19 protein-coding genes are annotated in these 25,890 nt (G+C 58.2%); 16 read left to right on the forward strand and 3 right to left on the reverse strand.

Annotated elements, in window-relative coordinates:
- Window position 1: 1 nt before the first annotated feature.
- Both ELR57_RS01665 and ELR57_RS01670 read left to right on the forward strand, forming a co-directional pair.
- Window positions 2-370: a response regulator gene (locus ELR57_RS01665; RefSeq protein ID WP_126956589.1), complete on the forward strand. Its 369-nt coding sequence runs from the start codon at window positions 2-4 to the stop codon at window positions 368-370.
- Window positions 371-464: 94 nt separating this feature from the next.
- On the forward strand, window positions 465-755 hold the full coding sequence (locus ELR57_RS01670) for an alpha/beta-type small acid-soluble spore protein (protein ID WP_126956590.1): 291 nt from the start codon (window positions 465-467) through the stop codon (window positions 753-755).
- Window positions 756-870: 115 nt separating this feature from the next.
- Here the strand turns inward: ELR57_RS01670 and ELR57_RS01675 are convergent, their stop codons facing one another.
- Window positions 871-1,716: an aldo/keto reductase gene (locus ELR57_RS01675; protein ID WP_158629895.1), complete on the reverse strand. Its 846-nt coding sequence runs from the start codon at window positions 1,714-1,716 to the stop codon at window positions 871-873.
- Window positions 1,713-2,960 (reverse strand): MFS transporter, encoded by a 1,248-nt coding sequence (locus ELR57_RS01680; protein WP_126956594.1) that lies wholly within the window; start codon window positions 2,958-2,960, stop codon window positions 1,713-1,715. The genes ELR57_RS01675 and ELR57_RS01680 overlap by 4 nt, the downstream gene beginning before the upstream one ends.
- Window positions 2,961-3,095: 135 nt before the next feature.
- Here ELR57_RS01680 and ELR57_RS01685 point away from each other — a divergent pair, with 135 nt between their 5' ends.
- The 14 genes from ELR57_RS01685 to ELR57_RS01750 all read left to right on the forward strand — a co-directional run bounded on the left by ELR57_RS01685 (window position 3,096) and on the right by ELR57_RS01750 (window position 25,065).
- On the forward strand, window positions 3,096-3,467 hold the full coding sequence (locus ELR57_RS01685; RefSeq protein WP_238162371.1) for a winged helix-turn-helix transcriptional regulator: 372 nt from the start codon (window positions 3,096-3,098) through the stop codon (window positions 3,465-3,467).
- A gap of 71 nt (window positions 3,468-3,538) precedes the next feature.
- Window positions 3,539-4,783, forward strand: a complete 1,245-nt coding sequence (locus ELR57_RS01690; RefSeq protein ID WP_126956598.1) for a DUF3900 domain-containing protein — start codon at window positions 3,539-3,541, stop codon at window positions 4,781-4,783.
- Window positions 4,784-5,043: 260 nt separating this feature from the next.
- Complete coding sequence (locus ELR57_RS01695) at window positions 5,044-7,287, forward strand: alpha/beta hydrolase family protein (RefSeq protein ID WP_126956600.1); 2,244 nt, start codon at window positions 5,044-5,046, stop codon at window positions 7,285-7,287.
- A 202-nt stretch (window positions 7,288-7,489) separates the two neighbouring features.
- Window positions 7,490-8,137, forward strand: a complete 648-nt coding sequence (locus ELR57_RS01700) for a nitroreductase family protein (RefSeq protein ID WP_126956602.1) — start codon at window positions 7,490-7,492, stop codon at window positions 8,135-8,137.
- Window positions 8,138-8,468: 331 nt separating this feature from the next.
- Window positions 8,469-11,507, forward strand: coding sequence for a hybrid sensor histidine kinase/response regulator (locus ELR57_RS01705; RefSeq protein ID WP_126956604.1), 3,039 nt, complete (start codon window positions 8,469-8,471; stop codon window positions 11,505-11,507).
- Window positions 11,508-11,509: 2 nt separating this feature from the next.
- Window positions 11,510-12,685, forward strand: a complete 1,176-nt coding sequence (locus ELR57_RS01710) for a response regulator (protein ID WP_126956606.1) — start codon at window positions 11,510-11,512, stop codon at window positions 12,683-12,685.
- Window positions 12,686-12,941: 256 nt separating this feature from the next.
- Entirely contained in the window at window positions 12,942-14,075 is a 1,134-nt protein-coding gene (locus tag ELR57_RS01715; protein WP_126956608.1) for an acyl-CoA dehydrogenase family protein, read from the forward strand.
- Between the two features lie 81 nt (window positions 14,076-14,156).
- Window positions 14,157-16,166 carry a GTP-binding protein gene (locus tag ELR57_RS01720; protein ID WP_126956610.1) on the forward strand — a complete coding sequence of 670 codons (2,010 nt, stop codon included), beginning with the start codon at window positions 14,157-14,159 and terminating at the stop codon, window positions 16,164-16,166.
- A gap of 120 nt (window positions 16,167-16,286) precedes the next feature.
- A complete protein-coding gene (locus tag ELR57_RS01725; RefSeq protein ID WP_126956612.1) occupies window positions 16,287-17,240 on the forward strand; it encodes an alpha/beta hydrolase in 954 nt (317 codons plus the stop codon).
- Window positions 17,241-17,447: 207 nt separating this feature from the next.
- Entirely contained in the window at window positions 17,448-18,890 is a 1,443-nt protein-coding gene (locus ELR57_RS01730; protein WP_370452177.1) for a polysaccharide deacetylase family protein, read from the forward strand.
- 22 nt (window positions 18,891-18,912) lie between these two features.
- Window positions 18,913-20,226: a nucleotide sugar dehydrogenase gene (locus ELR57_RS01735; protein WP_126956614.1), complete on the forward strand. Its 1,314-nt coding sequence runs from the start codon at window positions 18,913-18,915 to the stop codon at window positions 20,224-20,226.
- Complete coding sequence (locus ELR57_RS01740; protein WP_126956616.1) at window positions 20,205-22,118, forward strand: glycosyltransferase family 2 protein; 1,914 nt, start codon at window positions 20,205-20,207, stop codon at window positions 22,116-22,118. The genes ELR57_RS01735 and ELR57_RS01740 overlap by 22 nt, the downstream gene beginning before the upstream one ends.
- Window positions 22,119-22,133: 15 nt before the next feature.
- Window positions 22,134-23,900 carry a polysaccharide deacetylase family protein gene (locus tag ELR57_RS01745; protein ID WP_126956617.1) on the forward strand — a complete coding sequence of 589 codons (1,767 nt, stop codon included), beginning with the start codon at window positions 22,134-22,136 and terminating at the stop codon, window positions 23,898-23,900.
- 25 nt (window positions 23,901-23,925) lie between these two features.
- The gene (locus ELR57_RS01750; RefSeq protein WP_126956619.1) at window positions 23,926-25,065 is read left to right on the forward strand and encodes a glycosyl hydrolase family 18 protein; all 1,140 of its coding nucleotides are present in this window, start codon (window positions 23,926-23,928) and stop codon (window positions 25,063-25,065) included.
- A 589-nt stretch (window positions 25,066-25,654) separates the two neighbouring features.
- Here ELR57_RS01750 and ELR57_RS28000 read toward each other — a convergent pair.
- A complete protein-coding gene (locus tag ELR57_RS28000; protein ID WP_192896496.1) occupies window positions 25,655-25,801 on the reverse strand; it encodes a hypothetical protein in 147 nt (48 codons plus the stop codon).
- Window positions 25,802-25,890: the final 89 nt, after the last annotated feature.

The raw sequence follows: 25,890 nt of genomic DNA on the forward strand, positions 1-25,890 counted from the left end.
GATGGCCAAAATCTTGTTGGTGGAAGACAATGAGCTGAATCGGGATATGCTGTCCCGTCGCCTGCAGCGCAAAGGCTTCGAGGTGGACATGGCGATCGATGGAGAGCAAGGAGTAGAAGCCGCGCGGGCGAAAGCGCCTGATCTCATTCTGATGGACATGAGCCTGCCCGTATTGGATGGCTGGGAAGCGACGAGGGAGTTGAAGGCGGACGAGAGGACGAAGGCGATTCCGATTATCGCTTTGACCGCGCATGCCATGGCGAGCGACAGGGAGAAGGCGCTTGCCGCCGGCTGCGACGACTTCGATACGAAGCCGGTGGAATGGCAGCGCCTGTTGGATAAGATCATGCGATTCCTTCCGGGCTCATAATTCCATGGTCCGTCGCCGCTCTGCATATTTGAACGTCTCCGGGGCAAAATCAGAGGAAGATGCGGATTCCGATGCCCACAAGGAGCGTGATCGTATGTCCAGAAGAAGAAACCGACGTCCGGCCGTCGACGGCGCCGAAGGAGCGCTGGAGACTTTGAAAGCGGAGGTCATGCGCAAGGAAGGCTTCGCGGTCGACCCGGCTCGGCCGAACGACGTGAAGTATGAAGTGGCGGAGTCGCTTGGAGTCCCTCTGCGCGAAGGAGACAACGGCCAGCTGACAACGGAGGCGGTCGGCCATGTCGGCGGACGGATCGGCGGCAGCATGGTGCGCGAGATGATCCGCATAGCCCAGGAGCAGCTCAGCAAGAAGCAGGGAGAGAGCTGATTCCGCCCTGACCGCAATAAAGAAACAAATCCCTTTAGGAAGCGCCCGGCGCCCGACCGGCCATCGGCGTTTCTCAAAGGGATTTTTGTCATTTGTTCTCGTTATTCGGAATTCCTTAGAAGTCGAAGTTGTCGGGGTCCGGGCCGACGCGGCGGTTCTCGTTCAACCCGTCGATCGCCTTCATCTCTTCGGGCGTCAGCTCGAAGTCGAAGACCGAGGCGTTCTCGAGAATGCGCTGCTCGCGGATCGACTTCGGAATCGTCACGATGCCGTGCTGCAGATCCCAGCGGATAATGACCTGAGCCACCGACTTGCCGTACTTTTCCGCAATTTCCTTAAGCAGCGGCTGATCCAGCAGTTGGCCTTGCATAAGCGGGGACCAAGCCTCGATCTGAATGCCGTGCTCCTCGCCGAACGCCCGAAGCTCGAGTTGAGTCAACCGGGGATGCAGCTCCACCTGATTGACAGCAGGCTTCACTTCCGCATCTCGAAGCAGATCCTCCAGATGATGCGTTTGGAAGTTGCTGACGCCGATGGCTCGAACCCGGCCGTTCTTGTATAGCGTCTCCAGAGCTCTCCAAGCTTCCTTGTACTTGCCTTTAACCGGCCAATGGATCAGATACAGGTCCAGATAATCGAGACCGAGCCGTTCGAGGCTGGCTTCATAAGCGGCCAGCGTAGCTTCGTAGCCGAGATCGCTGTTCCATACCTTGGAGGTGATGAACAGATCCTCGCGCTTCAGGCCCGATTCCGCCAGCGCTTCGCGAATGGCTTGCCCGACGCTGGCCTCGTTCTGGTAAATGGCTGCGGTATCGATGCTTCTGTAGCCGTGACGGACGGCCGCCTTGAGGGCGTTGACCAGATCTTGCCCTTCTTCTACCTGGAATACTCCGATCCCGAGGCGCGGCATGCGGATTCCGTTGTTGAGAGCGACAGTGTCTTGAAGGTGAAGCTGAGTCATGATTGGATTCCTCCGTAAGATTGAGTAGTAGACTTGCGATGGGCCGAGCCGGCTGTAGAAGTATGCCCGCTAGGCGTTCTCTCCAGCTTGCGGCTCCAAGCGGTCAGGCCGACGGCCAGCGCGACCATGATGGAGCCCACCCACGCAGTGTGGACGAGACCGAGCGAATCCGCCACGATCCCGCCGATATAGGCGCCGATCGCAATGCCTGCATTGAAGGCGGCGATATTGAAGGCGGACGCGACGTCCACCGCCCGGGGAGCGTGCTTCTCGGCGAGGACGACGACATAAGACTGCAAGCCCGGTACGTTCATGAAGGCCAGAAGCCCCATCAAGAAGACGGTCGCGAGACCGAGGGCCGCATAGGGCGCCGTGAAAGTCAGGACCAGGAGCACGGTCGCCTGAACGGTGAACATATAGAATAAAGCGCGGAGCGGATTACGGTTGGCCAACCGGCCGCCGACGAAGTTGCCGATCGCGATGGCGATTCCGTACACCAGCAGAATGGCCGCGACGGCGCTCTCGGCGAAGCCGGTTACCTCGTGCAGAAGCGGGGACAAATAAGTGAAGACGACGAACGTCCCCCCGTATCCGAGCGCCGTAATGGCGAAGATAAGCAGCAGCCTGCCGTTCCCGAGCAGCTTGGCTTGTTCGCGGAACGGAGTGCGCGCGCTCTGGCGAAGACCGCGCGGCACCAGAAGGCCGTTGGCGACCAGAGCGGCGAGTCCGATGGCGACGATCGCGAGGAAGGCGGCGCGCCAGCCCCATTGCTGGCCGAGATACGTTCCGAGCGGAACGCCGGTCACGGTCGCGATGGTAAGCCCCGAGAACATGATCGAGATGGCGCTGGCTCTGCGGTTCTCCGGCACCAGATCGGCCGCGATCGTGGATCCGATGGACATGAAGATGCCGTGAGCGAATGCGGACAGCACCCGGGCGGCGAATAGCAGGGCGGGGCCGGCCGCGGCGGCAGCCAAGCTGTTCCCTGCGACAAAAACGAGCATGATTGCGAGAAGCAGCGTCTTGCGCGGAACGCGGGAGGTCAAGGAAGTGAGCACCGGCGCTCCTACCGTTACGCCTAATGCGTATAGCGTTACGGTCAGGCCGGCGGTCTTGACCGGGATGTCGAGATCGTCCGCGATAAGCGGAAGCAGCCCTACGCTGATAAATTCCGTCGTGCCTATGGCGAACGCGCTGACCGCAAGGGCCAGCAGCGCTAATGTGCTTTTTCGTTGATCCAGCATGTGCCTTTATTCCCTCCTGCAGTGTGACATGGCCGGCCGGCAAGTGCTAGTATGGAGGATATCGAATGGGAAGAGAAGTACGTACTTTGAAGTACCATAGTCACCGAAAAGTAATAAATGAGGAGGGAAAGGGCTTTGCTCGCAACCAACAAAAAATACAACATCTCGGTAGAAGCGACGCTTGAGGTCATCGGAGGCAAGTGGAAGTGCGTCATCCTGTGCCACTTGACGCACGGCAAGAAGAGAACGAGCGACCTGAAGCGGGTCATGCCCCAGATCACGCAGAAGATGCTGACCCAGCAGTTAAGGGAGCTGGAGTCGGACGGGATCGTGAACCGCATCGTCTACAACGAGGTTCCGCCGCGAGTCGAATACGAGCTGACCGAATACGGCTGGAGCTTGAAGCCGATCCTGGACTCGCTGTGCGCCTGGGGGGAGTCGCATATCATCAAAGAGCATGGCCAGCTCTGCGGGATGCTCGAGGACAACGGCCTGAACAAATTCTAATCTCATTGGCGGCGCGACAGTCCAATGGTAAAATAGAAGGACTTTACAAGAGAACGTAGAAGGAGCCGCGCATGAGATTCTCGATCCAATTTTTGTCGTTTTTCGTCATTCAGGCCGACAGCTCCGAGCAGGATCCGGCCAAGAGATACAAGCATTACCAGACGCTCGACCACTTCGATTACGAAGACAGCGAGATCAAGTCGTTCCTCGACAGCGAATTCACCCGGATCGGCAAGCGCAAGGCGGAGGTGAACGCGAATACGGAGAATGCGCCGACCAAGGTCGGGCGCTTCTTGGTCGAGCCCGGCTATGAGCTGGACACCAATCCGAACTACAACCTGTTCCAGAAGCTGCGCACCGCTGGCGACAAGAGCCAGTTCCACTATGCCTGCGACGATATTCTTCGAACTTATATGGATACGAGCTCCGTTCGGGGGGGCGCCTTTATCGTAGCTCTGGGCAAGCTGAACGAGCTGTTCGACGAGCCGTTCGTCTTCCTTCTGAAGTGCGACTTCGAATCGAAGATCGCCCGAATCTCCGACGAGAAGAGCCTGATCTCCAAGGTGGAGATGGCGATCAGCGCCCGCAACATCAAGTCGATCCAGTATCCGAACATGCCGGAGGAAGGAATGCTGGAGCCGTACGAGTTGAAAATCCATCAAGCGTCCCACGCCCGCTACTTCGAGGATTTCCTGAAGTATGTCTCTTATGAGAAGTCGAAGCCGGAGATCGTGACCGACCAAGTCATGGAGCTCGTCCAGAACTACATGGATTCGAAATGGCAGGGGGGAACGGCTCCGGATCGGGAGCCGATCCAGGAGTCGGCTTCGGTCGCCATCTCCTCCGCGGAAGAAGAGCAAGCGGCGGATGCGTTCCCGGAGCCGTTGCCCGCGGAGGAGTGGACTCCGGTCAACCGGCATGACGCTTCGGCGCCGGGCTGGCAGCAAAGCCGCCAGCGCGAGGAGTCCCAGCTTGAGGTATGGGCGGCAGCGGAGAAGCGTCAGCTTCAGGAGAAGTGGACCCACGACGACGTCGTCCAGGCGACTTCGCATCTTCTCGAATATCAGCCGGAGCTGGATCTCAAGTTCAAGCTGGACGACGTGTCCATCAAGGCGAAGATGGCGGAATACGGAGAGAATATTCATATTGCCCGCATGAACGGCCGCTATGTCGTCTTGATCGAGGGCGATTCCTTCCAATTCGACAAGGGTATCTCTCCGATCGAGCTGCTGTATCCCGACGAGATCGAGAACGTGCTGGAGAGAATGCACTACCGCCATACCGCCCGCCGCATGGAGTCGGACAAGTACGAATAGGCGCAGCGACGAAGCCTGCAAGAGGAACCGGCACAGCCGCCGTTCTCTCCGCAGGCTTCGTCGCTGCGTGTTCCGTCGCGCCATGGCGAATCCCGGCAACTTTCCGTTCGCAGAGCATCGGCAGGCAAGGCAACCAGGTTTTATGTCTGGGAGCCGGAGAGCGCAGGGGGTATAATTCGTATAGGCTCAACTCTAGCAATCTAGCATAACGAGATCGGGACCTACGGTCCCGTGCCATAGAATCGAGGCGAAAATGCTGCATGAATATCGAGACGAATCGCATCCAGCGAACGGCGCTGCGCCGGAGGCGCGGCTTCTTGGGGTTGCGATACGAGGAAGGGTTGTGGAGAGCGGCGGCCGGCGGAATCTGGGTCACAAGCACGGCAGTGACGGCCGTCAGCGCGCTGGGAGCGCCGACCGGGCTCGGAGTCGGCTTCGACTTGTTCGGGGCGATCGTCCTGAACGTGCTGGCGCTGGCGTTGTCGGGCGCGGCGGCTTCATGGCTTCTGGGCCGCATTCCTCGCAGGGTGCCGACGCTGACGATCGGTTCGGCGATCTATACCGTCATCGTGCTGGCCGTTATCTTCTCCTTCGGGGAGATGAAGGTCGATTACGCCATCGGCCTGGCGCTGTTGTTGGCCGGCATCGGAGCGGGGGCAGGCGTGCTGGCCTCCGTTCTGACGCAGGGGAGATACCCGTGGCGAACGAAGCTGGCGACAGCCTTGTCGGCGATCCTGCTGGCCGGAGTTGTCGTTCTGACCTCGGTGGATTTGCGTCTTCTGGACAAGGAACCGGAACCTTCGCCGCTATTGGCGGATACCGGTTCGGCGCTTGAGGAGCTGAAGGCGTCCGACCCGTCCCAACCCGGCTCTTACGATTATCGAACGTTCACTTACGGAAGCGGCAAGGACAAGCACCGGCCCGAATTCGGCTCCGGCGCAGACCTGATCTCAGAGACGGCGGACGCCTCGGAGTACAAGGGCGATTGGACATGGATCCGCAAGCAATTCTGGGGCTTCGACTTGAGCGAGCTCCCCCTGAACGGCAGAGTATGGATGCCGGAAGGCGAAGGGCCCTGGCCGCTCGTGCTCATGGCGCACGGCAATCACTTGATGGAGGACTACTCCGACGAAGGCTACGAATATCTCGGCGAACTGTTGGCAAGCCGGGGCTTCATCGCCGTCTCGGTCGACGAGAATTTCTTGAATTATTCCGTATGGGGAGGCATACCGGAAGAGGACATGGAGCTGAGGGCTTGGGTCCTTCTGCAGCATATCGGCCAGCTTCAGAAGTTCTCCCGGGACCCGTCCAGCGATTTCTACGGCGCGATCGACTTCGACCGCGTCGCCCTTCTTGGCCATTCCCGCGGGGGGCAGGCCGTTGCCATGGCGACCGACCGGGAGGCATGGTTTGGCGAGGATAGCTCGCTGCCGGATCGAGAATCCTATCGGATAAGGGCGGTGATTGCCATCGCTCCGACGGATACGACGGTTGACGGGCACACGGCCAATCTGAAGGATGTCACGTATTTGACGTTGCAGGGGTCGGAGGATGCCGACGTCATCAACTTCTACGGGGAAAGGCAATATCAACGGACGGCATTCTCCGGGGACACGAGCAGCTTCAAGGCCTCGCTCTACATCGGCGGGGCGAATCACGGACAGTTCAACACAAGTTGGGGCGCGAGGGACGAGGCGATGCCGATGGGCCTGTTCCTCAAGAAGCCGGAGCTCGACGGGGAGCAGCAGCGCCGGATTGCGAAGGTGTACGTATCGGCGCTTCTGGAGACCGCGCTTCATGACAGGCTGGAGTACCGGCCGCTCTTCCGCGATTATCGGGCCGGCGCGAAATACTTGCCGGAGGCATCTTACTTCAACCGCTATGAGGACGGCAGCTTCTTACCCGTTGCTCGCTATGAGGATGGCGATTCCCTCGAAGAGCTGGACTCGGGGGCGACGGCTTCCGCTGCCGGAGTCATCCTCTGGACTCGCGAGGAAGCTCTCGATCGCGAGCTGCACGGCAAAGGCAACAAAGGCGTCGTGCTGGAGTGGCGGGATGCCGGGGCTTCTTACTCGATTGAGGCGAATGGCGCATTCCGGATGCCGCAGAAGGCATCGGGCGAAGGCGGATCTCCTTCCTTGGTCTTCTCTATGGCGGACATGAGTTGGCAGTTGAAGGAGGACGCCGATCCGTTGGATGTCCGGATCGAAGCGAAGGACTCCTCGGGCAGAACTTCGAGCGTTTCGCTCGGCGATATCATGCCGGTTCAACGCACTCCAAGAACCTCCTTCACTTGGCTGGGCTGGCCGGAGGCCGGATTGGACGAAGCGGAATATACGCATGAGAGCGAATCCGTGTTTCAGACCTATCGGGTTCCGCTCTCCCGATTCATGCCGGACACGAAGGGATCGCTTATCGATTGGGAACAGCTGAGCAGCATTGTTTTTCGCTTCGAAGGGGCTTCCGGCAAGGCGATGCTGGACGATATCGGCTTCTCGGAATAACGGGAATCGGAGCGGGGAGCAGGGAGCTCGCTCCTCTCCGCTCCGTCCTCTTGCCATGGCCTGATATCGCTCGTTGACAAAAAGAAGGGCCCGGCGTATACTGTGCGTGAGAATACACAGTTAAAGGCACTCGGCGATAATCCTTTTTTTATACCCTTAACTGTGTTAAATAAAATCACAGATAGAGTGGAGAGTGTTAACCATGAGTACGATTCAAGCCAACGCCGCTTCCGACTACGCGACGGTCGTACGGGAAAGGCATTCCGTCCGTCATTACGATCCTTCCGCCAAGATCTCCGAGAGCGAAATCGTGGAGATTCTGAAGGAAGCCTCCCTGGCCCCTTCCAGCAGCAACACGCAGACGTGGAGATTCCTCGTGGTCAATGACGACGCGACCAAGCGGAAGCTGCACCCGATTGCCAACAACCAGCAGCAGGTGCTGGACGCATCGGCTACGATCATCGTCCTTGGCGATCTCGAAGGATACAAAGAAATCGGCCGCATTAACGAGGACGCCGTTCGCAAAGGCTATATGCCGGAAGACTTCGCGAAGCAGTTCACCGAGAACAGCCTGAAGCTGTACAGCGGACTGACCCCCGAGAAGATGAAGAGCATCGTTCACAAGGACGGCGGCTTGGTGAGCATGCTTGTGATGCTTTCCGCGAAGGCAAGAGGATACGACACCGTCCCGATGGGAGGCTATAACGAGCAGAAGCTGATCGAAGCCTTCCGGATTCCGGAGAACCTGGTACCGATCATGCTGATCTCGATCGGCAAGGCAGCCGTTCCCGGACGGTTGACCGCTCGTCTTCCGATCGAGGACATCGTGTCCTGGAACGAACTGAAGTAAACTAACTTCCATATCGTTAGCACATCTTCAACGGCCGAAGCTTTCGGCCGTTTTTGCGTTTTTACGCCGTTTTCAATCGTTTTCAGTAGATGTTCAGTTGCTCTTGCTACGATGATGGCATAGGAAATCGCCGGCAAGGCGGGGACGTATGCTCCCTGAGCGATGCTTTTATACAGACAGCGGCAACCGGCTTGGTTACAATGGATTGGACACGCCGATCCATTAAGAGCGGCTGATTGAGAGAATAGAGGCCATTCAGGTCTAAGCGGCCATTCGTCGACATCCTAGTTCAGAGGCGCGGTGATCGAAGCTGATACATACCGGAAGGAAGATGGATCGATATCAATGGATTCTGCTGGCGGCGGGGACGGCGGTATTGGCCGCTATCCTCCTGGCGCATCTGTTTAAACCGGGGCAAACCCCCGAAGCGAAGGACGGGGTTCTGGATCTTCGCGGCTGGGGGATCGCCGAGCATGGAAGCATTGCCCTTGACGGTCAATGGGAGTTCTACCCGAACCTTCTCCTGGCTCCCCAGGATTTCTCGGCGAACTCTCCGAAGCGGCAAGCGCGATGGGAGAACGTTCCCGGCGTCTGGAACGGACCGGATATGAAAGCGCACGGGGTCGGAACCTATCGCTTAACCGTCCTGCTTCAACCCGACTTAAGCCGGGAGCTGGCGATTCAGAAGCAAATTATCCGGTTCTCCGACAAGCTCTTCGTCAACGGCGAGCTCCTCGGGCAATCGGGAGTGCCTTCCTCCGACCGAAGGCTCTACCGGCCGGGCAATTCCCCGTATACCGTCTACTTCGGGTCTCCGGCCGACGGCAAGCTGGATATCGTCATTCAAGCGGCGAACTATGAGATTCGTTCGGGCGGCGGCCTGTATATGGCTCCCGTTCTCGGGCTTGCCGGGGAGATCGTCAAGGACAGGCAGTTCCAGATTTCCTTGGAATGGGCCGGCGTGATCGTCCTCTTTATTTTCGGCGTCTTCTTCCTGTTTCTGTTCGGCAGGTACCACCGCAATTCGAGCTTCCTGTTCTTCGGTCTCTTCTTTGTCATCTTCGGCTTGATGCTGTTCCTGAACGGACAGAGGTCCTTCATGGAGCTGTTCCCTCATGCTCCGTTCCAATTGACCTGGAAGATCAAGGATTTCGCGATGATCGTCACTTTCCCGATCTCAGTGTTTTATACGAACAGCCTATTGGATCTGGGACGTTGGAAAAGGGGGCTTCAGACGGTTGCGGGACTATACGCGGCTTATTCCGTCAGCATTCTGATCCTGCCGTACTCCGTTTATTCGGACTTTCTCGAGATCAGCGTCTATATGCTCCCGTTCTTTTTCCTCCTCCTTGTCGCCATTCTTCTCCGGAAGTACAGAAGCGGGATTTACGGGGTGTTCGACCGCAGGGAGATGCAGCTCTTCATTGCCGCTATCCTGTGCATCGCGCTGTTCCCCATGAACGTTCTGGTCAATTACGTCGACTCCGGCAACATCGCTTCCAAAGCGCTGACCAACTTGCTTGTAATCGCCTTTATCGTGTTTGCTTTGATGATGGTAGCAAGGAGATACCTCGCTACTTACTCCTCAATGGCGATCCTGACGGACAAGCTGCGGCGATCGGACGACATGAAGGACGAATTCCTGCTGCAGACCTCTCACGAGCTGAAGACGCCGCTGAACGGGATCATCAACCTGTCGCAATCCGCTTTGGACGACCCGGTGCGATCCCCGAATTCGAAGAGAACGCGGGAGAAGCTGCAATTGATTAGGAATATGGCGTTCCGAATGTCGAACCGCATACACGATATCATCGATCTGGCCCAATTGAAGGACGAGCGCCTTACAGTGTCCAAGGAACGGGTCGACCTGCAGGCCTGCGCCAGCAATTTGTTTAACGTATACGGATTTCTTGCCAAGGAGAAAGGCGTCGAGCTGGTCAATGCCATCGAGCCGGAAGGGAAGTACGCATGGGTCGACGAACGCCGCCTGCTGCAGGTGCTGTCCAACATTCTGGATCTGTGCTTGCGTTATATGGAGAACTCCGAGCTGCGGGTGTCCGCTAAATGCGAAGAGGAGAAGGTATTCCTGTCCATAGAAGCGATGGACTACCGCAACACGTCCGATCCGCTTCTGGAGGCGGAAGGCATCGGGATCGGCCTGTCCATCGCCAGCGAGCTCGTTCGCCTCATGGGCGGGAAGCTGGAGTGGAGCGACGCCCGGAATGGGGAAGGGATTCGTTTCTGCCTCATCCTGCAAATCCCGGAGGAGGCGGCCGAGGCTTCGACGGAAGCGGAACGCGAGCCTGTCGAGCCGCTTCTCGCAGCGTCCTCCGACGAGGAAGGCGAGAGGGTCGAGGAAAGGGTGCTTGTCGTCGCCGATCCAAGCAATCTGGAGCTCCTGGTCAATCTGCTCGCCATCGAGGGGTATCGGGTGGAGACGGCTCACAACGCGGCCGAAGCGATCGCGGCGATCCGGGAACCGAGCTCGCCGCCAGATCTCCTGCTGCTGGACGTGATGATGACGAGCGGGGAGAGCTATGAGATCGGCCGGATCCTGCGCCGTTCGTATTCGCCGATCGACCTGCCGATTCTGTATCTGGTCGCGAGGAATACGCCGGCCGATATCGAGGCGGTCTTGTCGGCCGGCGGCAACGACTTCATCGTCAAGCCGCTCGACGCCGGCCAGATTCGGGTTCGCATCCGCACGTTGCTCGCCCTGAAGAACCTCGCGAAGGAAGCGGCGGCCAGCGAGATGGCGTTCCTGCAATCCCAGATCAAGCCTCATTTTCTATATAACGCTCTGGGCACGATCATGTCTCTGTGCTATACGGACGGCCAGCGGGCGGGCGAGCTGCTGGCGGTTCTCAGCCGTTATCTGAGATTGATCTTCCGACAGGAGCGGCGAGGCGAAGAAGTCACGCTGGCGGAGGAGATCGATCTGGTCAAGGCGTACTCGGACATCGAGCAAGCGCGATTCGGGGATCGGCTGGAACTGAATATCGATATCGACGAGACGCTGTTCGGCGTGCCGGTTATGCCCCTGACGATTCAGCCGCTCGTCGAGAACGCGATTCGGCACGGGGTCGCGCAGAAGGTCGGAGGCGGAACCGTCCGACTCTCGATTCAGAGAGCGGGGGATCAGGTCCGGGTCGAGGTGGAGGACAATGGAGTCGGCATGACGCCGGAGCAGGTTCAACGGCTGCTTGAAGGAGGCCATAAAGAGGCCGGGGTCGGGTTCCGGAACATCCTGAAGCGAGTCATGTATCTGTCCGGCAAGCCGCCGAAGGTCGAGAGCGACCCGAATCGGGGAACGAAGATAACGCTATGGCTTCCGGCTTCCGATAGTAGAAAGAGACACAAGGGGGGATAGGGATGATTCGGGCGCTGTTGGTCGACGATGAGGAACACGCTCTTCGCATCCTGCGGATTCTGCTGGAACGAACGGGAGAGGTCGAGATTGTCGGCGAGGCGACGAACGGATTCGACGCGTTGGACAAGCTTAAGCTGCTGAAGCCGGACGTCGTGTTCTCCGACATCGAGATGCCGGGATTGAACGGAGTCGAGCTCGCCGAGAGAATCGGCAGCGAGAACCTCGACATTCAGGTCGTGTTCGTAACCGCCTACGATCGGTATGCCATCTCGGCCTTCGAGAACGATGCCGTGGACTATCTGCTCAAGCCGCTCGAGAAGGAGCGGCTGATCAAGACGGTCCAGCGGGTGAAGAAGGAGGCTCTGAAGAACTCCGCTCGGAGCGAGATGGCCGCTTCTCTGGCCATGGAAGAAGGAAGCGGCAGCCAAGCCGCCGAAAGGCCGATTCTTCAAGTCAGCCTTCTGGGAGGCATCTCCGTCGTCAACGCCGGCAAGGAACGGATGAAGTGGAGAACGGGCAAAGAGCGGGAGCTGTTCGCCTATCTGGCCTGCCGGAAGGGCGAGCGGGTCCATCGGGATACGATCGTCGACGCTCTATGGCCGGAGGAGCATTATCAGAAGGCCAAGGTGTACCTGCATACATGCGTCAGCCTCCTGCGGAAGGACCTCAGGCAGATGGGCTTCGACGGCGCGCTGATCTACGAAGGAGAGAAGTACCACATCAAAGAAGAGGTCTTCTCGACGGATTACGAGCGATTCAAGGAGAGCGTCCAGAAGCTGAAGTCTTCCCCGGCCGTCGCGCAGGAAGCGCTTGAGGACGTGCTGAACCTGTATCAAGGCCCGCTGTTCAAGGACGAGGACTACGCCTGGGCGGAGGAAGAGATTCTAAGCGTCGAGCAGATCGCGGGAGAGCTGCGGATGGAGCTCGCCATTCAATACGAGAAGAACAAGGAATACGTGAGAATGTCCGATGTGATCCACAAGCAGCTGGCGGTCTCTCCTTACGACGAAGAAGCTTACCGGCTGATGATGAGGGCGCAGTTCGCGGCAGGCAAGCATGAAGAAGTGTTCCGAATCTATCAATTGCTGCTGAACAGGCTTGGAGAGCTCGGAATCGAGCCGTCCAAGATGACGGTTGAAGTCTTTAACGAGATCAAGAGGAAGAGGGATCGGGGCTGACGGAAGCAACGGATCGTCCGACTCATCCTTTCGCGTATCGTCTGCCATTCAAACGCCTTTGGCGCGCCGTTCCGGGTGCCGGAGGTGTTTTTGGTTTGGTCCAAGCTCCTTCCCATCGCAATCTTCTTTTTCCCCTCGACAAAAGCTCTTCTTTTTCATCGAAGGAGAACCGAGGCTCTTCAAGGAATTTAGAGCGGTTGGAACTGGGAAGAGTCCGACTTCAGGAGAAGAACCGAAGGGAGCAAGAGAACCGAACATGAACGAAGCGTTGTATCGCAAGCTGCAGGAGGAGGTAAAGGCTTATGTCAACGGCCCTGCCCGCGCGTTGTCCGATCGGATCGAGGAGACCGGTTCGTGCGGAACGGAGATACGGGAAGAGTTGAGGGAGAGGGGCTTTCTGCGTCTGGCCGCTCCCGAGGAATACGGCGGGATGGGGCTTAACTTTATTCAATATCTCGAACTGCTGGAGCTGTTCTCCCAGCTTCACGGCTCGATCCGGATGATCGTGCACGTGAACAACGGGATTTGGAGACCGGTTCATTATAAGGCATCGACGGAACAGAAGCGCCGGTTCGTGAAGCCGCTCGTACGCGGAGAGCTGAGCGCGTCGTTCGCGCTGACGGAGCCGACGGCGGGAGCGGGCACGGACATTCGGACATCGGCGAGGAAGGAGGGCGGCGAGTTCGTTCTTAACGGGGCGAAGTGGATGGTCACCTTCGGGGATACGTCGGATTACGTGCTTGTTTTCGCCCGGATGGAGAATACGGCCGGCCAGGACGGGACGGTCTCGCTGTTGGTGCGCCGGGATTCGCCGGGACTCACGATCAAGAAAATGCCGCCGACGCTCGGCTTGACGGGAACCGGCCATGCGCATCTTTACTTCAAGGATTGCCGCGTGCCGGAGGATTGCCTGCTGGGAGAGATCGGGCAGGGGCTCGCCATCGCCATGAACGGGTTCCTCGATCCAAGCCGGATCTGCGTGGGAATGACCTGCGTCGGACTGGCGCAGAGGGCGCTCGATCTCTCGATCGAGAGGAGCCGCAAGCGGGTAACCTACGGCAAGCCGCTAAGCCAGCGTCAGATCGTGCAGACTTGGCTCGCCGAGATGGCGACCGATATCGAAGCGGCCAGACAGCTCTGCCTGCATGCCGGGCGCGCCCAGACGGATGGCGGGCTTACGCCCGCGCAAGCCTCGATGGCGAAGCTGTTCTCCCTGGAGATGCTGCAGCGGGTGACGGATAAGGCGCAGCAGATTTATGGCGGAATCAGCTACTTCAAAGGAATGGAGATCGAGAGAATCTATCGGGATGCCCGGGCCCAGAAGTTCGAGGAAGGCACGTCCGAGATTCAGAAGGCGGTCATTGCCCGCCAATTGCTGGCGAAAGACTGATTCGGAGCAAATTGACAGGTCGGTACGTTGGGGTACAATGGGGTCAGTGAACGACTAGAAGACCTCAGGGGATGAGCGGGATTGCGGAACGAGAGAACAAAGATCAGGAATATCGGAATCTTCGCTCACGTCGATGCGGGCAAGACGACCACGACCGAGCAGATTCTCTATATAAGCGGCAAAATCAAGGCGCCGGGAAGCGTCGATAACGGAACGGCGCAGACGGATAGCCTGGAGGTGGAACAGGAGCGGGGAATTTCGGTGCGCGCGGCGGTGACCCGTTTCGAATGGAAGGATACCGCCGTGAACCTGGTCGATACTCCCGGGCACGTCGACTTCCTGTCGGAAGTGGAGCGGTCGCTGCGGGTCATGGACGGAGCCGTGCTTATCGTCTCCGCGGTAGAGGGCGTCCAGGCGCAAACGGAGGTCGTCTGGCACGCGTTAAGGGAGCAGGGCATTCCAACCTTGATCTACGTGAACAAAATGGACCGGATCGGGGCGGACCCTGCTGCGGCGCTGGAGCAGATTCGGCGGCTGTTGTCGCGGACGGCGGTGCCGATTCAGTCGCCCGTGGGCGCGGAAGGGACCTTCGTAGGGGCGAAGAACCTTCTGCCCGGAACGGAAGAGCCGAAAGCCGAAGGTTCTTCCGATTGGGAGGCTAGCTTCCGGGAAAAGCTTCATGAGACGGTCGCGGAGAGCGAGGAGACTTTGCTCTCCGCTTATCTGGACAGAGGAGAGCTGACGAACGAGGAGCTGCTGACTGCCCTGACCGCCTCCTCCCGGCGAGGACGGCTGTTCCCGGTTCTCTTCGGCGCTTCCGCGAGGGGAATTGGGGTTAGAGGCCTGCTCGACGCGATGCTCGAGCTGCTGCCGGAGCCGCAAGGAGACCCCGGCGCTCCCGTCGCGGGAGTCGTCTTTAAACTGGATCGCGATCCTTCCATGGGCCGGATCGCTTATGTTCGGCTGTATCATGGAACGATTCGAAACCGCGATACTCTCTATAACGCTTCCGGAGGTTTCGTCGATAAGGTGACCCAGATCCGCCGGATCGACGGACGCAGGTCGGAGGATCTGGGCATTGTCCAAGCCGGAGATATCGCGGCCGTTTATGGGTTGAGCCGCGCCCGCATCGGCGATATTCTCGGGTCTGCCGAAGGAGTGCCGGGAGCGAGCCGGCTGGCGGTACCTCTTCTAACCGTACAAGCGAAGTGGAGAACGGAAGCGGACAACCCGGCCGTCGTCGCGGCGTTTCAGGAGTTGGCGGACGAAGATCCGCTGCTGGATCTGCAGTGGATGCCCGAAGAACGGGAGCTTCATCTGAAGGTCATGGGCCCGATTCAGATGGAGGTGCTCGTGCACGTCATGAGAAGCCGCTTCGGTCTCGAGGTCGATCTCGGCGCGCCGTCCGTCATCTACAAGGAGACGCTTGCCGGATCCGGAGAAGGGTTTATCGCTTATACGATGCCCAAACCTTGCTGGGCTATCCTTCGCTTCCGGATGGAGCCTGGAGCGCGGGGCAGCGGAATCCGCTACCGTTCGGAGGTTCGCCCGGAAGAGCTGCTCGAGAGCTACCAGAACGAAGTCGAGCGGCGGGTGCCGGAGGCGCTGCAGCAAGGGTTAAAGGGCTGGGAGGTAACCGACCTCGAGGTCACCCTGATCGAAGGGGAGCACCATGTCTGGCACACCCATCCGCTGGACTTCGTCGTGGCGACCCCGATGGGAATCATGGATGGCTTGGCTCGAATCGGAACGAAGCTTCTGGAGCCGATGCTGCGGTTCAAGCTCTCCGTTCCGGAGGAATTCGGCGGCAAGCTGATGAACGAGCTGATCGCCATGCGGGGCGTCTTCGATTCGCCTGAGCTTAAGAACGGAAGGATGGAGCTGGAAGGAACCGTGCCCGTCGCCACCACGCTGGATTGGCCGGCAAGGCTGGGCTCCATGACGAAGGGGAGGGGCATCCTGTCGACCTTCTTCGCCGGTTATGCGGAGTGTCCTCCGGATATTCAGGCCGAGCGTCCCCGCAGGGGAGTGAACCCGCTCGATCAATCCAAGTACATTCTCGCTACCCGCAACGCATTGACGTCCCCGTGAGGCGAAGGGTTCCGCGCTCCTCTTCCTGCGTTCACCTGCCCGTGGAAACGCCCAGCCGCGCATTTTCCGTCTGCGGAATGTCAAACTAAAGGGGAGAGCGACGTTCTGGAGGGGAGTTCGATGTCACGAGGGTGGATCATCCTGATAGTCGGCATTGTCGCCATGGGAACCCTTGTCCTTCTCTTCTGCTGGAGTCTTTACCGGATGGCGATCGGGCGCAATCGTAAGTCCTTCCTGGCCACGGATCGGAACATGCCCAAGGTAGAGGAAACCAGGGTTCGGGAGATCAAGGAATGGTTCCGCGAGCAGCCCTTCGAGAAGGCGGAGATCGTCTCGGACGACGGGTTGAAGCTTCGCGCGCATTATCTCGAGTCGAAGCCGGATAACCGGGACGCCGTCATTCTGGCGCACGGATACTCCGGCAAAGGGGAAGATATGGCCGCGTTCGCCAGGTTCTATCTGGAGAACGGGTTCAATGTCCTCATGCCGGACAATCGAGGGCACGGGGAGAGCGACGGACACTACATCGGCTTCGGGTGGCACGATCGGAAGGACTACGTTCGCTGGATCGGCTATCTGGTTAACCGGATCGGAGACGAATGCCGGATCTTGCTGCATGGAGTGTCCATGGGCGGAGGCACCGTCTTGATGACGAGCGGCGAGCCCTTGCCGCCGCAGGTAAAGGGCATCGTGGCGGACTGTGCCTACAGCTCGGTTAAAGGCATTCTTAAATACCAGATGAAGCAGATGTTCAAGCTGCCTTCCTTCCCGCTGCTGCCGATCACCAGTCTGATCTGCAAGCTGCGGGCCGGGTACTTCTTCGGCGAAGCTTCGGTCTTGAAGCAGCTGAAAAATTGCTGCAAGCCGGTTCTGCTTATCCACGGAGGCAAGGATACGTTCGTTCCGACGGAGATGGCCGAGGAGATCTTCGCGGCGATTCCAAGCCGGAAGGAGAAGCTGATCGTTCCCGAGGCGCAGCACGGAACGTCCTTCCTGGTCGATTCTAGATCCTATGCGGATTCGGTGCTGCGCTTTATCCAGGCAAGCTTCGGCAAGCAAGCCCAGAAGGCCTAATCCTATATAAGCTAGAGAAAGTTAGATAAGGCCATGATAATACGTCAGAATTCGCCTTGGGGATTCCCCAAGGCTTTTACTTATTCGCATTATATTTTTCATTATTTTGTTCAGAGGAGTCTGTTATAAGTTACCACTTGTCTTTTCTAGGGTGGAAGAGTAGGTTCATAGACATGAATTGAGATAGAGCGAGGCGAAGTAACGATGATGAAGCTCCGTCTGAGATGGCTGATGCTGCCGGCTCTGGCAGCGATGTTCCTTGGAACAGCGGGCTGCGGCTTGTTCGGCGGCAACAAGGACTCCATGGAGAACGCGGGGACGTCCGTCCCAAGCCCAGAGATTGTCCGATACAACGGAGAACCGATCCGTGCGGTTCCGTTCGTGTATACGAGCGGCGAAGAGCTCTCTCTAACCTTCAACGGGCTGGGAGATGCGGATACGATGCAGAAGCTGCTGGACGAACTCGATCAATACGGCATCAAGGCTACCTTCTTCGTGCCGGGCATGCGTGCGGCAGAGGAACCTGAGCTGGCGCAAGAGATTCTGGCGAGAGGCCATGAGATCGAGAACAACACGCTTAGCCGACTGGATATGACCAAGCTGGATTACCAGCAGGTCTACAAGGAGATTCACCTTGCGAATCAGGTGATCGAGCGGGAGACCGGCGTCGTACCGAATTATTTGCGCACGAAGTCGGGGGACTACACGGATGACGTTCGGCTCGCGGCCGCCCAGGAAGGAATGAAAGCGGTCGTCGTCTATAGCCTGTTCCTCCACAACTGGCAGGGAGAGACCGAGCAAGAGAAATACTTATATATTCGAAAATACATAACTCGCGGGGGTATCCTTACGATCGATACGCAGGAGTTCGAGACCGTTCTCGAAGCCATTCCTCTAATCGCGAAAGCAGCCGAAGAAGTCGGGTACCGCTTGATTCGGCTGGATGAGCTGATGAGCCATGGCGGCGAGCGCAAGCCACTGGAGCAGATTCCGGGCTATGACGCCGTTCGGGTTCAGCCGAACTATGAGAACGCCAACTATCGCTTGATCTATGATTTGGGTACAGATAAGAAAGAAGTCTCTCTTACATTCGACGATTGGGGGACGGACTACACGATTACGAGAATTCTGCGAATCCTGGACGAATACGACGTGAAGGCGACCTTCTTCGCCCGGGCGAACGGCGTCGAGGCGAATCCGAATCTGGCGAAGGCGATTCTGGATCACGGGCACGACGTCGCCAACCATTCCTATGCGCATTCGGTGGCGACGACGCTCTCCGTGCAGGATCTCCAAGAGGATCTTGTCAAGGCTCATCAGGTCATCACGGAAGCGATCCAGCAGAAGCCGACCATGTTGTTCCGGCCTCCGACCGGAGAAGTCGACGACAAGACGGCGAAGGTCATCGCCGCGATCGGGATGCCGGACATCGCCTTGTACGACGTCACCGCCTTGGATTGGGACTCCAACAACAGCGCGGATGACATCGTGAACTCCGTCATGAAGCAGACGAAGAACGGCAGCGTCATTCTGCTCCATATGCTTGACGACATTCATACGCTCGAGGCGTTGCCCGTCATTCTGGACAAGCTTCAGCAACAAGGGTACAGCTTTGTGAAGATGGCGGACAGAATCCAGGATCAGCAGTAACCGTATGAAAGGGGAAAGCGGAATGAATGCTTATGAGCGTATTGCTACCCGAGAAGAGCCGCTTGCCATCTTGGGACTCGGTTATGTCGGTTTGCCTCTGGCCCTGGCTTTCTCGAAGAAGGCGGATGTCGTCGGATTCGATGTGAACAAGGACAAGATTCAACTCTATCGGGAAGGAATCGACGTGACGGGAGACGTGGGGGACGAAGCGGTCCGTTCCAGCACCGTCTTCTTTACGGCCGACGAGCAGCAGCTCAGTCGGTCGAGCTTCTTCATCGTAGCCGTTCCGACTCCGATCCGGAGCGGCAACGTTCCCGACCTGAAGTATGTGGAGAGCGCCAGCCGGATTGTCGGCCGCCATCTGCGCGCGGGGGCGATCGTCGTCTTCGAATCGACGGTTTACCCCGGCGTGACAGAGGAGGTCTGCGTTCCGATCCTGGAATCGGAGTCGGGCCTTCGCTGCGGGCGGGACTTTAAGGTCGGCTATTCGCCGGAGCGCATCAACCCCGGCGACAAGGTGCATCGGCTCGAGAATACGATCAAGATCGTATCCGGGATGGATGAAGAGACTGTGGATAACGTCGCCCAAATGTACGAGCTTATCATTGAAGCGGGCGTCTACCGGGCGGAGAGCATACGGGTAGCCGAAGCGGCGAAGGTCATCGAGAACGCCCAGCGAGACGTGAACATTGCCTTTATGAATGAGCTGTCGATGCTTTTCCATCAGATGGGGATCGAGACCAAGGCCGTGCTGGAAGCCGCCTCGACCAAGTGGAATTTTCAACCCTTCTCACCCGGTTTGGTAGGAGGCCACTGCATCGGAATCGATCCATATTATTTGACCTACAAGGCGGAAGACACCGGATACCGCTCGCGGATCATTCTGGCGGGACGCCATATCAATGACGGAATGGGCCGCTACGTCGCCCAGAGCTTGATCAAGACGCTTCTGCGGCTGAAGCTGGATACCCACCAGGTTCGAATCGGCATCCTGGGGCTGACGTACAAGGAGGATTGCCCGGATATCCGCAATACCAAAGTCATCGACATTATCCGCGAGCTGGAGGAATACGGGATCGCTCCGATTGTCGCGGATCCTTGCGCCGGCCGCCGAGAGACTTACGAGGAATACGGAATCGAGCTGTCGGAGCTGTCGGAGATGAAGGAGCTTCACGCCGTCGTGCTAGCTGTCCCTCATGAGCAATACCGGGCGATGACCCCGCGAGATTATGACGGTTTGTTCGCTTCCGGGGGGACCCGGCTGATGTTCGACGTCAAAGGGGCTTACTCCCGCGAGGAATTCGAAACCAGAGGATGCCATTACTGGAGCCTATAAATCGGATTGGAGACCGTGCGGTGTTTAAGAAAACGAAAAAACCGATCGAAGAAGTGCTTACCGTCACCCGGGAAGACAGACGCGCTTTGTCCAGCGTTCCCGATCCGGAGAAAATCCGTTCGAATTCCGATCGGCGGGGAAGGCGAAGAGAGACGGAGGGCGCGGCGGAAGGCGATGCCGAAGAGCTCAACCGGCTGAGGCTTCTGAGCCTGCGGTACATGGCGGACTTCGACGTACGCATATCGAGACTGAGGGAGAGCAAACGAAAGGCGGTCAAGGGACGCGCCGTGGACATCTCGGCGACAGGGCTGCTGGTCGAGATCGATCCCTCCATCGGGCACGAGACCTTCCCGGTCGGCTTGAAGGCGTTCATTCGCTGCCGCATTCCCCCGGGAACGATGCCGGAAGGCTTCGAATCGTCGGTGAAGCTGGAAGCGACCGTCGTCCGGACGTTCGCCCGCGAAGAGGGCAGCCGGGAGCGGCGGATGCTGGCGTTCGAATTCGCCAAGCCTCTCACCGAATACCTGCGGCGCAAGCGCTGGGGCTACTCGGTTTATCTCGCGAGCACGATGCTTCTGTTCGCGTCGCTCTTCATCGTGTTGATGCGAACCGAGAGCATCATTTACTTCAAATACCATTCGCTGCTGTATCTGTACAGCTTGATCGCAGCCGCCTTCCTGCTGACCCGGTATTTGTTCGGGGCGCTGTATCGGGACGTCCCGGTCAACCCCCATTACACTCCGGGCGTGTCGATCGTCATCCCTTGCTTCAACGAGGAAGAGTGGATTCACCGGACGATTCTCAGCTGCGTCAATCAGGAATATCCGATCAACCGGCTTGAGGTCATCGTCGTGGACGACCGATCGACGGACGGCTCCGCGAAGCGAATCGAAGAGGTGCTGGAGTGGGTTCATCGCGAAGCCGAGCGGTTCGGAACAAAGGAGCGCGTCAAGATGCACGTCCTCCCGGTGAACGGGGGCAAGCGCGAAGCTTTGGTTCAAGGCGTCAAGATGGCGAAGCACGATCTTGTCGTGTTCGTCGATTCCGACAGCTTCCTGGAGCCGAACGCCATTCGCCATCTCGTCCAGCCGTTCCAGGATCCGAAGATGGGCGGCGTCGCCGGCCGGACGGACGTGGAGAACAAGTTCACGAATTCGATCACGAAGCTTCAGACGGTGCGCTATTATGTCGCCTTCCGCATCATGAAGGCCGCCGAGGCTTGGTTCGACAGCGTGACCTGCTTGTCCGGTCCGTTGTCCTGCTATCGCAAGGAGCTTATCCTGCAGCATTCGGATGCTTGGCTGAACCAGAAGTTCCTCGGACAGCCGGCGACGTTCGGGGACGACCGAAGCATGACCAACTTCATCCTGAAGACACACCGGACGAGCTATCAGGATTCGGCGATCTGCTCGACCATCGTTCCTTCCCGCATGGATGTGTTCCTGAAGCAGCAGATGCGCTGGAAGCGCTCATGGCTGCGGGAGTCGCTCCGCGCATGCTCGTTCATCTGGAAGAAGGAGCCGTTCATGGCGCTGTTCTTCCTCATCGGGCTGATCGTGCCGATCGCCGCTCCCGTCATCGTTCTGTACAATCTCGTGTACGTGCCGGTCGTTTATCGCATTTTCCCAGGGACGTTCTTGATGGGACTTCTGCTTATGGCGATGCTGATGAGCCTGGCCCATCTCTTCTTCCGCAGGAGCCGGCTGTGGTACTTCGGGATCGTGTTCTGCGTGTTCTATGAATTCGTGCTTCTCTGGCAGATGCCGGTGGCGTGGGTAACCTTCTGGAAGTCCACGTGGGGAACGCGGGAGACTCCGCAGGACATCGAAGCGAAGCGGAAGAAAGCGGAGCGCAAGCAGAAGAGAAAAGATAAATTCGGCATGCCGTCTTAGACAGGAGGGGCTTAAATGTGGGGACGCAAGCGAAGCCCTGCCCTTGACTACAAGAAGAAAAACCGCCGCAAGCGCGTGCGCACGGTCGCCCAAGCGGCGATTCTCGTCGCGGTGGGGTATCTGGTGTACGACTCGTTGGGGTACGGGGACAAGTTCAACGAACCGGATCGGGCGAAGTGGACGAGCGACAAAGGCTTTATCGCGGTCTCCTACTTCGGCGTCAGCCGTTCGGGGACTCCCAAGCTGATCGCGAAGAGCCAATTGGAAGAGCAGTTGAAGGCTCTTAAGGCTCAGGGGTACGTGACGATCTCCCAGCAGGATGTCATCGATTATTATAAGAGCGGCAAGAAGCTGCCGGACAAAGCGCTGTTCCTGTCGTTCGAGGACGGGCGCAACGATTCGGCCATCTTCGCCGAGCCCTATCTGCAGCGCTATAACTACAAGGCGACGTTCTTGTCCTATGCGGACAAGATGGGCAACGGCGAACGCAAATTTCTTCAGCCCAAGGACATGAAGAAGATGACGAGAACCGGCTACTGGGAGCTCGGGTCCAACGGCTATCGCTTGTCCTATATCAACGTCGTCGACAGCGAAGGCAACTTTATCGGCAACAAGGCCGAGAACGAGCTGCGCAATAAGAAAAAGATCGATTACTACAACCATTACCTGGTGGACTTTATCCGCGACAGCGACATGATTCCGACGGAGAACCGGCAGGAGATGGAAGCTCGGATCGCCTACGACTACGATCAGATGAACAAAATCTATACGGACAAGCTGGGCTTCGTTCCGGGCGTGTACATGATCATGCATGCGAATGCGCTGAACGAGGGGATGAATCCGCTTGTCTCGGCCGCCAACGAGCGGAATATCGAGAAGATTTTCCAGATGGACTTCGATCGGGAGGGGGACGCTCTCAATACGAAGGCCGGCAGTCTCTACGATCTGACAAGGGTGCAGCCGCAAGCCTATTGGTATACGAATCATCTGCTGATGAGAATCCGGGACGACACCGGGGAACCGATGAAGTTCGTAACGGGGGAGAAGGATCGGGCGAACGATTGGACGCTGGTGAACGGAGCGGCGGAGTTTAGGGGCAATCGTATCGCCCTCACCTCGGAGGCCGGCGGCACGGGGCTTCTGACGCTGAAGGGCGGCGAGAGCTACAAGGACATCCGGCTGGACGCGAGCTTGGAAGGCAATGTCGTCGGCAAGCAAGCCCTCTATGTTCGCTACGATTCGGAGAGCGGCTCCTACGTTCGCTTGACTTTGGACAATAATCGACTCATTCTCGAACAGAAGAAGCCCGGCGGGACGACGGAGCGGCTGTTCTCGGAGGAGCTTGATCCGGTAGAGTGGGAAGACCTGGATCTGGCCTTGAACAAGGCAACGACCTACTCGAAGGAGCGGATTTCTTCCGTCGATCTGACGGAGGAGACTCAGTACCCTATCAACGTGAAGAAAACGAGGAGGGTATCGGTCTCCATTCAGGGAAGCAAGCTGAGCGTTCGGGTGAACGGACGGGCGATCATCGAGGACGAGAGCATCGACAGCTCGATCGCGCGCGGTACGGTTGCGATGGAATCGGAGTATCACAAGCAGGGCGACAATGACGACATTTACGACGGGGTATTCGACGACGTTCGGGTAAAGGCGCTTCCGGAGAACGGCGAGGAAGGCGATGTCCTGTACGAGAACCGTCTCAACGGGACGGAGAAGGCTCTGGCCGGAGCGAAGAGCGCGTGGAATTCCACGGTCGATTGGTTCATAAAGACATTCTGACGAGGATGCCAAGGAGGGAAGCAGAATGGGCGGAGGCGGCCGGGAACGGCGAACGTTCGTCGCGGGAAGAAGATTAGCCGTCTTGGCGATTCTGGCGATTGCCGCCTGGCTGCTGCTGCGTCCCGAAGGCAAAGAGGCTAGCCAAGAGAAGGTTCCTCTCGGGGCGCCGGACATTCAGCCCGAGCTCTCCGCCTGGCTGGCCGACTGGCATTGGGAGGCGGGGCTCGAGGATCTGGACCGTTCGGCAGACGGACTCGACAGTCTTCAGGTATTCGCCGCCTACTTCGATGAGTCGGATCGCTTGAAGTTTACCGAAGACTTCGCGGAGGGGTTCCCGAACATCCGGAAGCGAATGGACCAGGCGGCTGGAGTCCGCTTGGATCTGACGCTCGTTAACGACATCATTCGGGAAGACGGTTCGGAGAGCCAGAAGGATCCCGAGCTGACCTCCCGGCTGCTGGCGACGGAGGAGAGCCGAACCCGGCATATCGAGGAGATCGCGGCTGCGGTTGAGCAGTACGGCTTCGACGGAGTGGAGCTCGATTACGAGAAGGTGAAGGCCGGCGATTGGGATAAGTTGATCTCGCTTATCGAGGAGCTTCAGAAGAGGCTTAGCGAGCTGGGCAAGACGCTTCGGGTCGTGCTGGAGCCGAGGGCTCCCTTGGAGAAGATCCAACTGCCGGAAGGCCCGACTTACGTCATGATGGCGTACAATCTGTACGGCAGTCACAGCGGACCGGGCCCGAAGGCGGACGACACCTTCATCGCCAAGCTTGCGGATCGCATGGAGCGCGTTCCGCGGCCGAGGCATATCGCTTTGTCGGCCGGCGGGTTCGATTGGACAGGCGTGGGCGATTCGCGGACCGAAAGCGAGTCCACCGGGAAGCCGGTGAAGGGAATCACGGAGAGGACCGCCGCCGATCTGGCGAAGAGGAACCCGAGCAAGCCGGTTCGGGATCCGGACAGCGGAGTTTTGCACTTCGAATACGCGGACGACGAGGGCGTTCCGCACGCGGTCTGGTACGCCGACGGCGAGACGCTCGAGCATTGGGCGGCGGAGGCGAGAGAGGGCGATATCCAAGGCATCGCGATCTGGAGGCTCGGAGAGCTCGGGGAAGATTCGACGAGCCGGATCGCTTCCGGCCTCGGCATCAAGGAAGAATAAGGCGAGAAGAGTGGTGCCAGAATCAAAGTTTGGGAACGGGGGTTCAGGGGGCCAGGGGCAGGATAAGCGCTAACGGAAGTGAGAGACCTTTAGCGGCTTCAAAAGCAAGCCTTCAAGAGTTAACGGAAATTAGAGACGTTTAAACAGGGAATTATGGTTCAATCCGGCTGTTATCTATAAAATAAAGGCCTTTGGTTCCGTTAGATTTTCAAGAGGCGTTTCTCGCGAAAATAAGGGCTTCTAATTTCCCTTAGAGCTACAAGGGGGTAGCGTTACGCTTCTCCAGGAGATACATACCCTTTTTCGTATGATTAGGTCAGCCCGAGAGTTCGGGTTGGCCTATTTTTATGCCGTTTTATGATGGTGGCAGCCGGGGGAGTTACACAATTGGGGAGCTCGCGGAATACAGTCGGTCTTTGGGACTCGGAGTGTGTCCTGTCAGAAAAATATTCGGCCTGCGACTGCAGTTCCAGTAGGAACAACGCAGATTCACAGGCCGATTGCATGTACATTCATGGTGGCGGCCGTCAGGCTATGTTAGGTTGTAACAGCCTCTTCTGCTTATTGCGGCGATCTCGCTGGCGACAGATTACTGCTCCTGCGCCGGCGGTTCTTCTTCGAAGGCGATCAGCGTAATCGGATGGCCGGTTGACTGCGCTAGCTGCTGCTCCAACTGCCGGATTTGCTGGATCTCCTCCTGCCGTAGATGGGCGAACGCATAGGGCTCGGTATTCATGGTCGATTGCTCCTCTTCTAACGGATTGTGGATATTAGCAGTATGAGCAAGGACGACGGAATCCATAACCGGCGTTCGAAGCGTTCGGA

Origin of the sequence: Cohnella sp. AR92 (genome assembly GCF_003990975.1) — a bacterium.
GTDB lineage: Bacteria > Bacillota > Bacilli > Paenibacillales > Paenibacillaceae > Cohnella.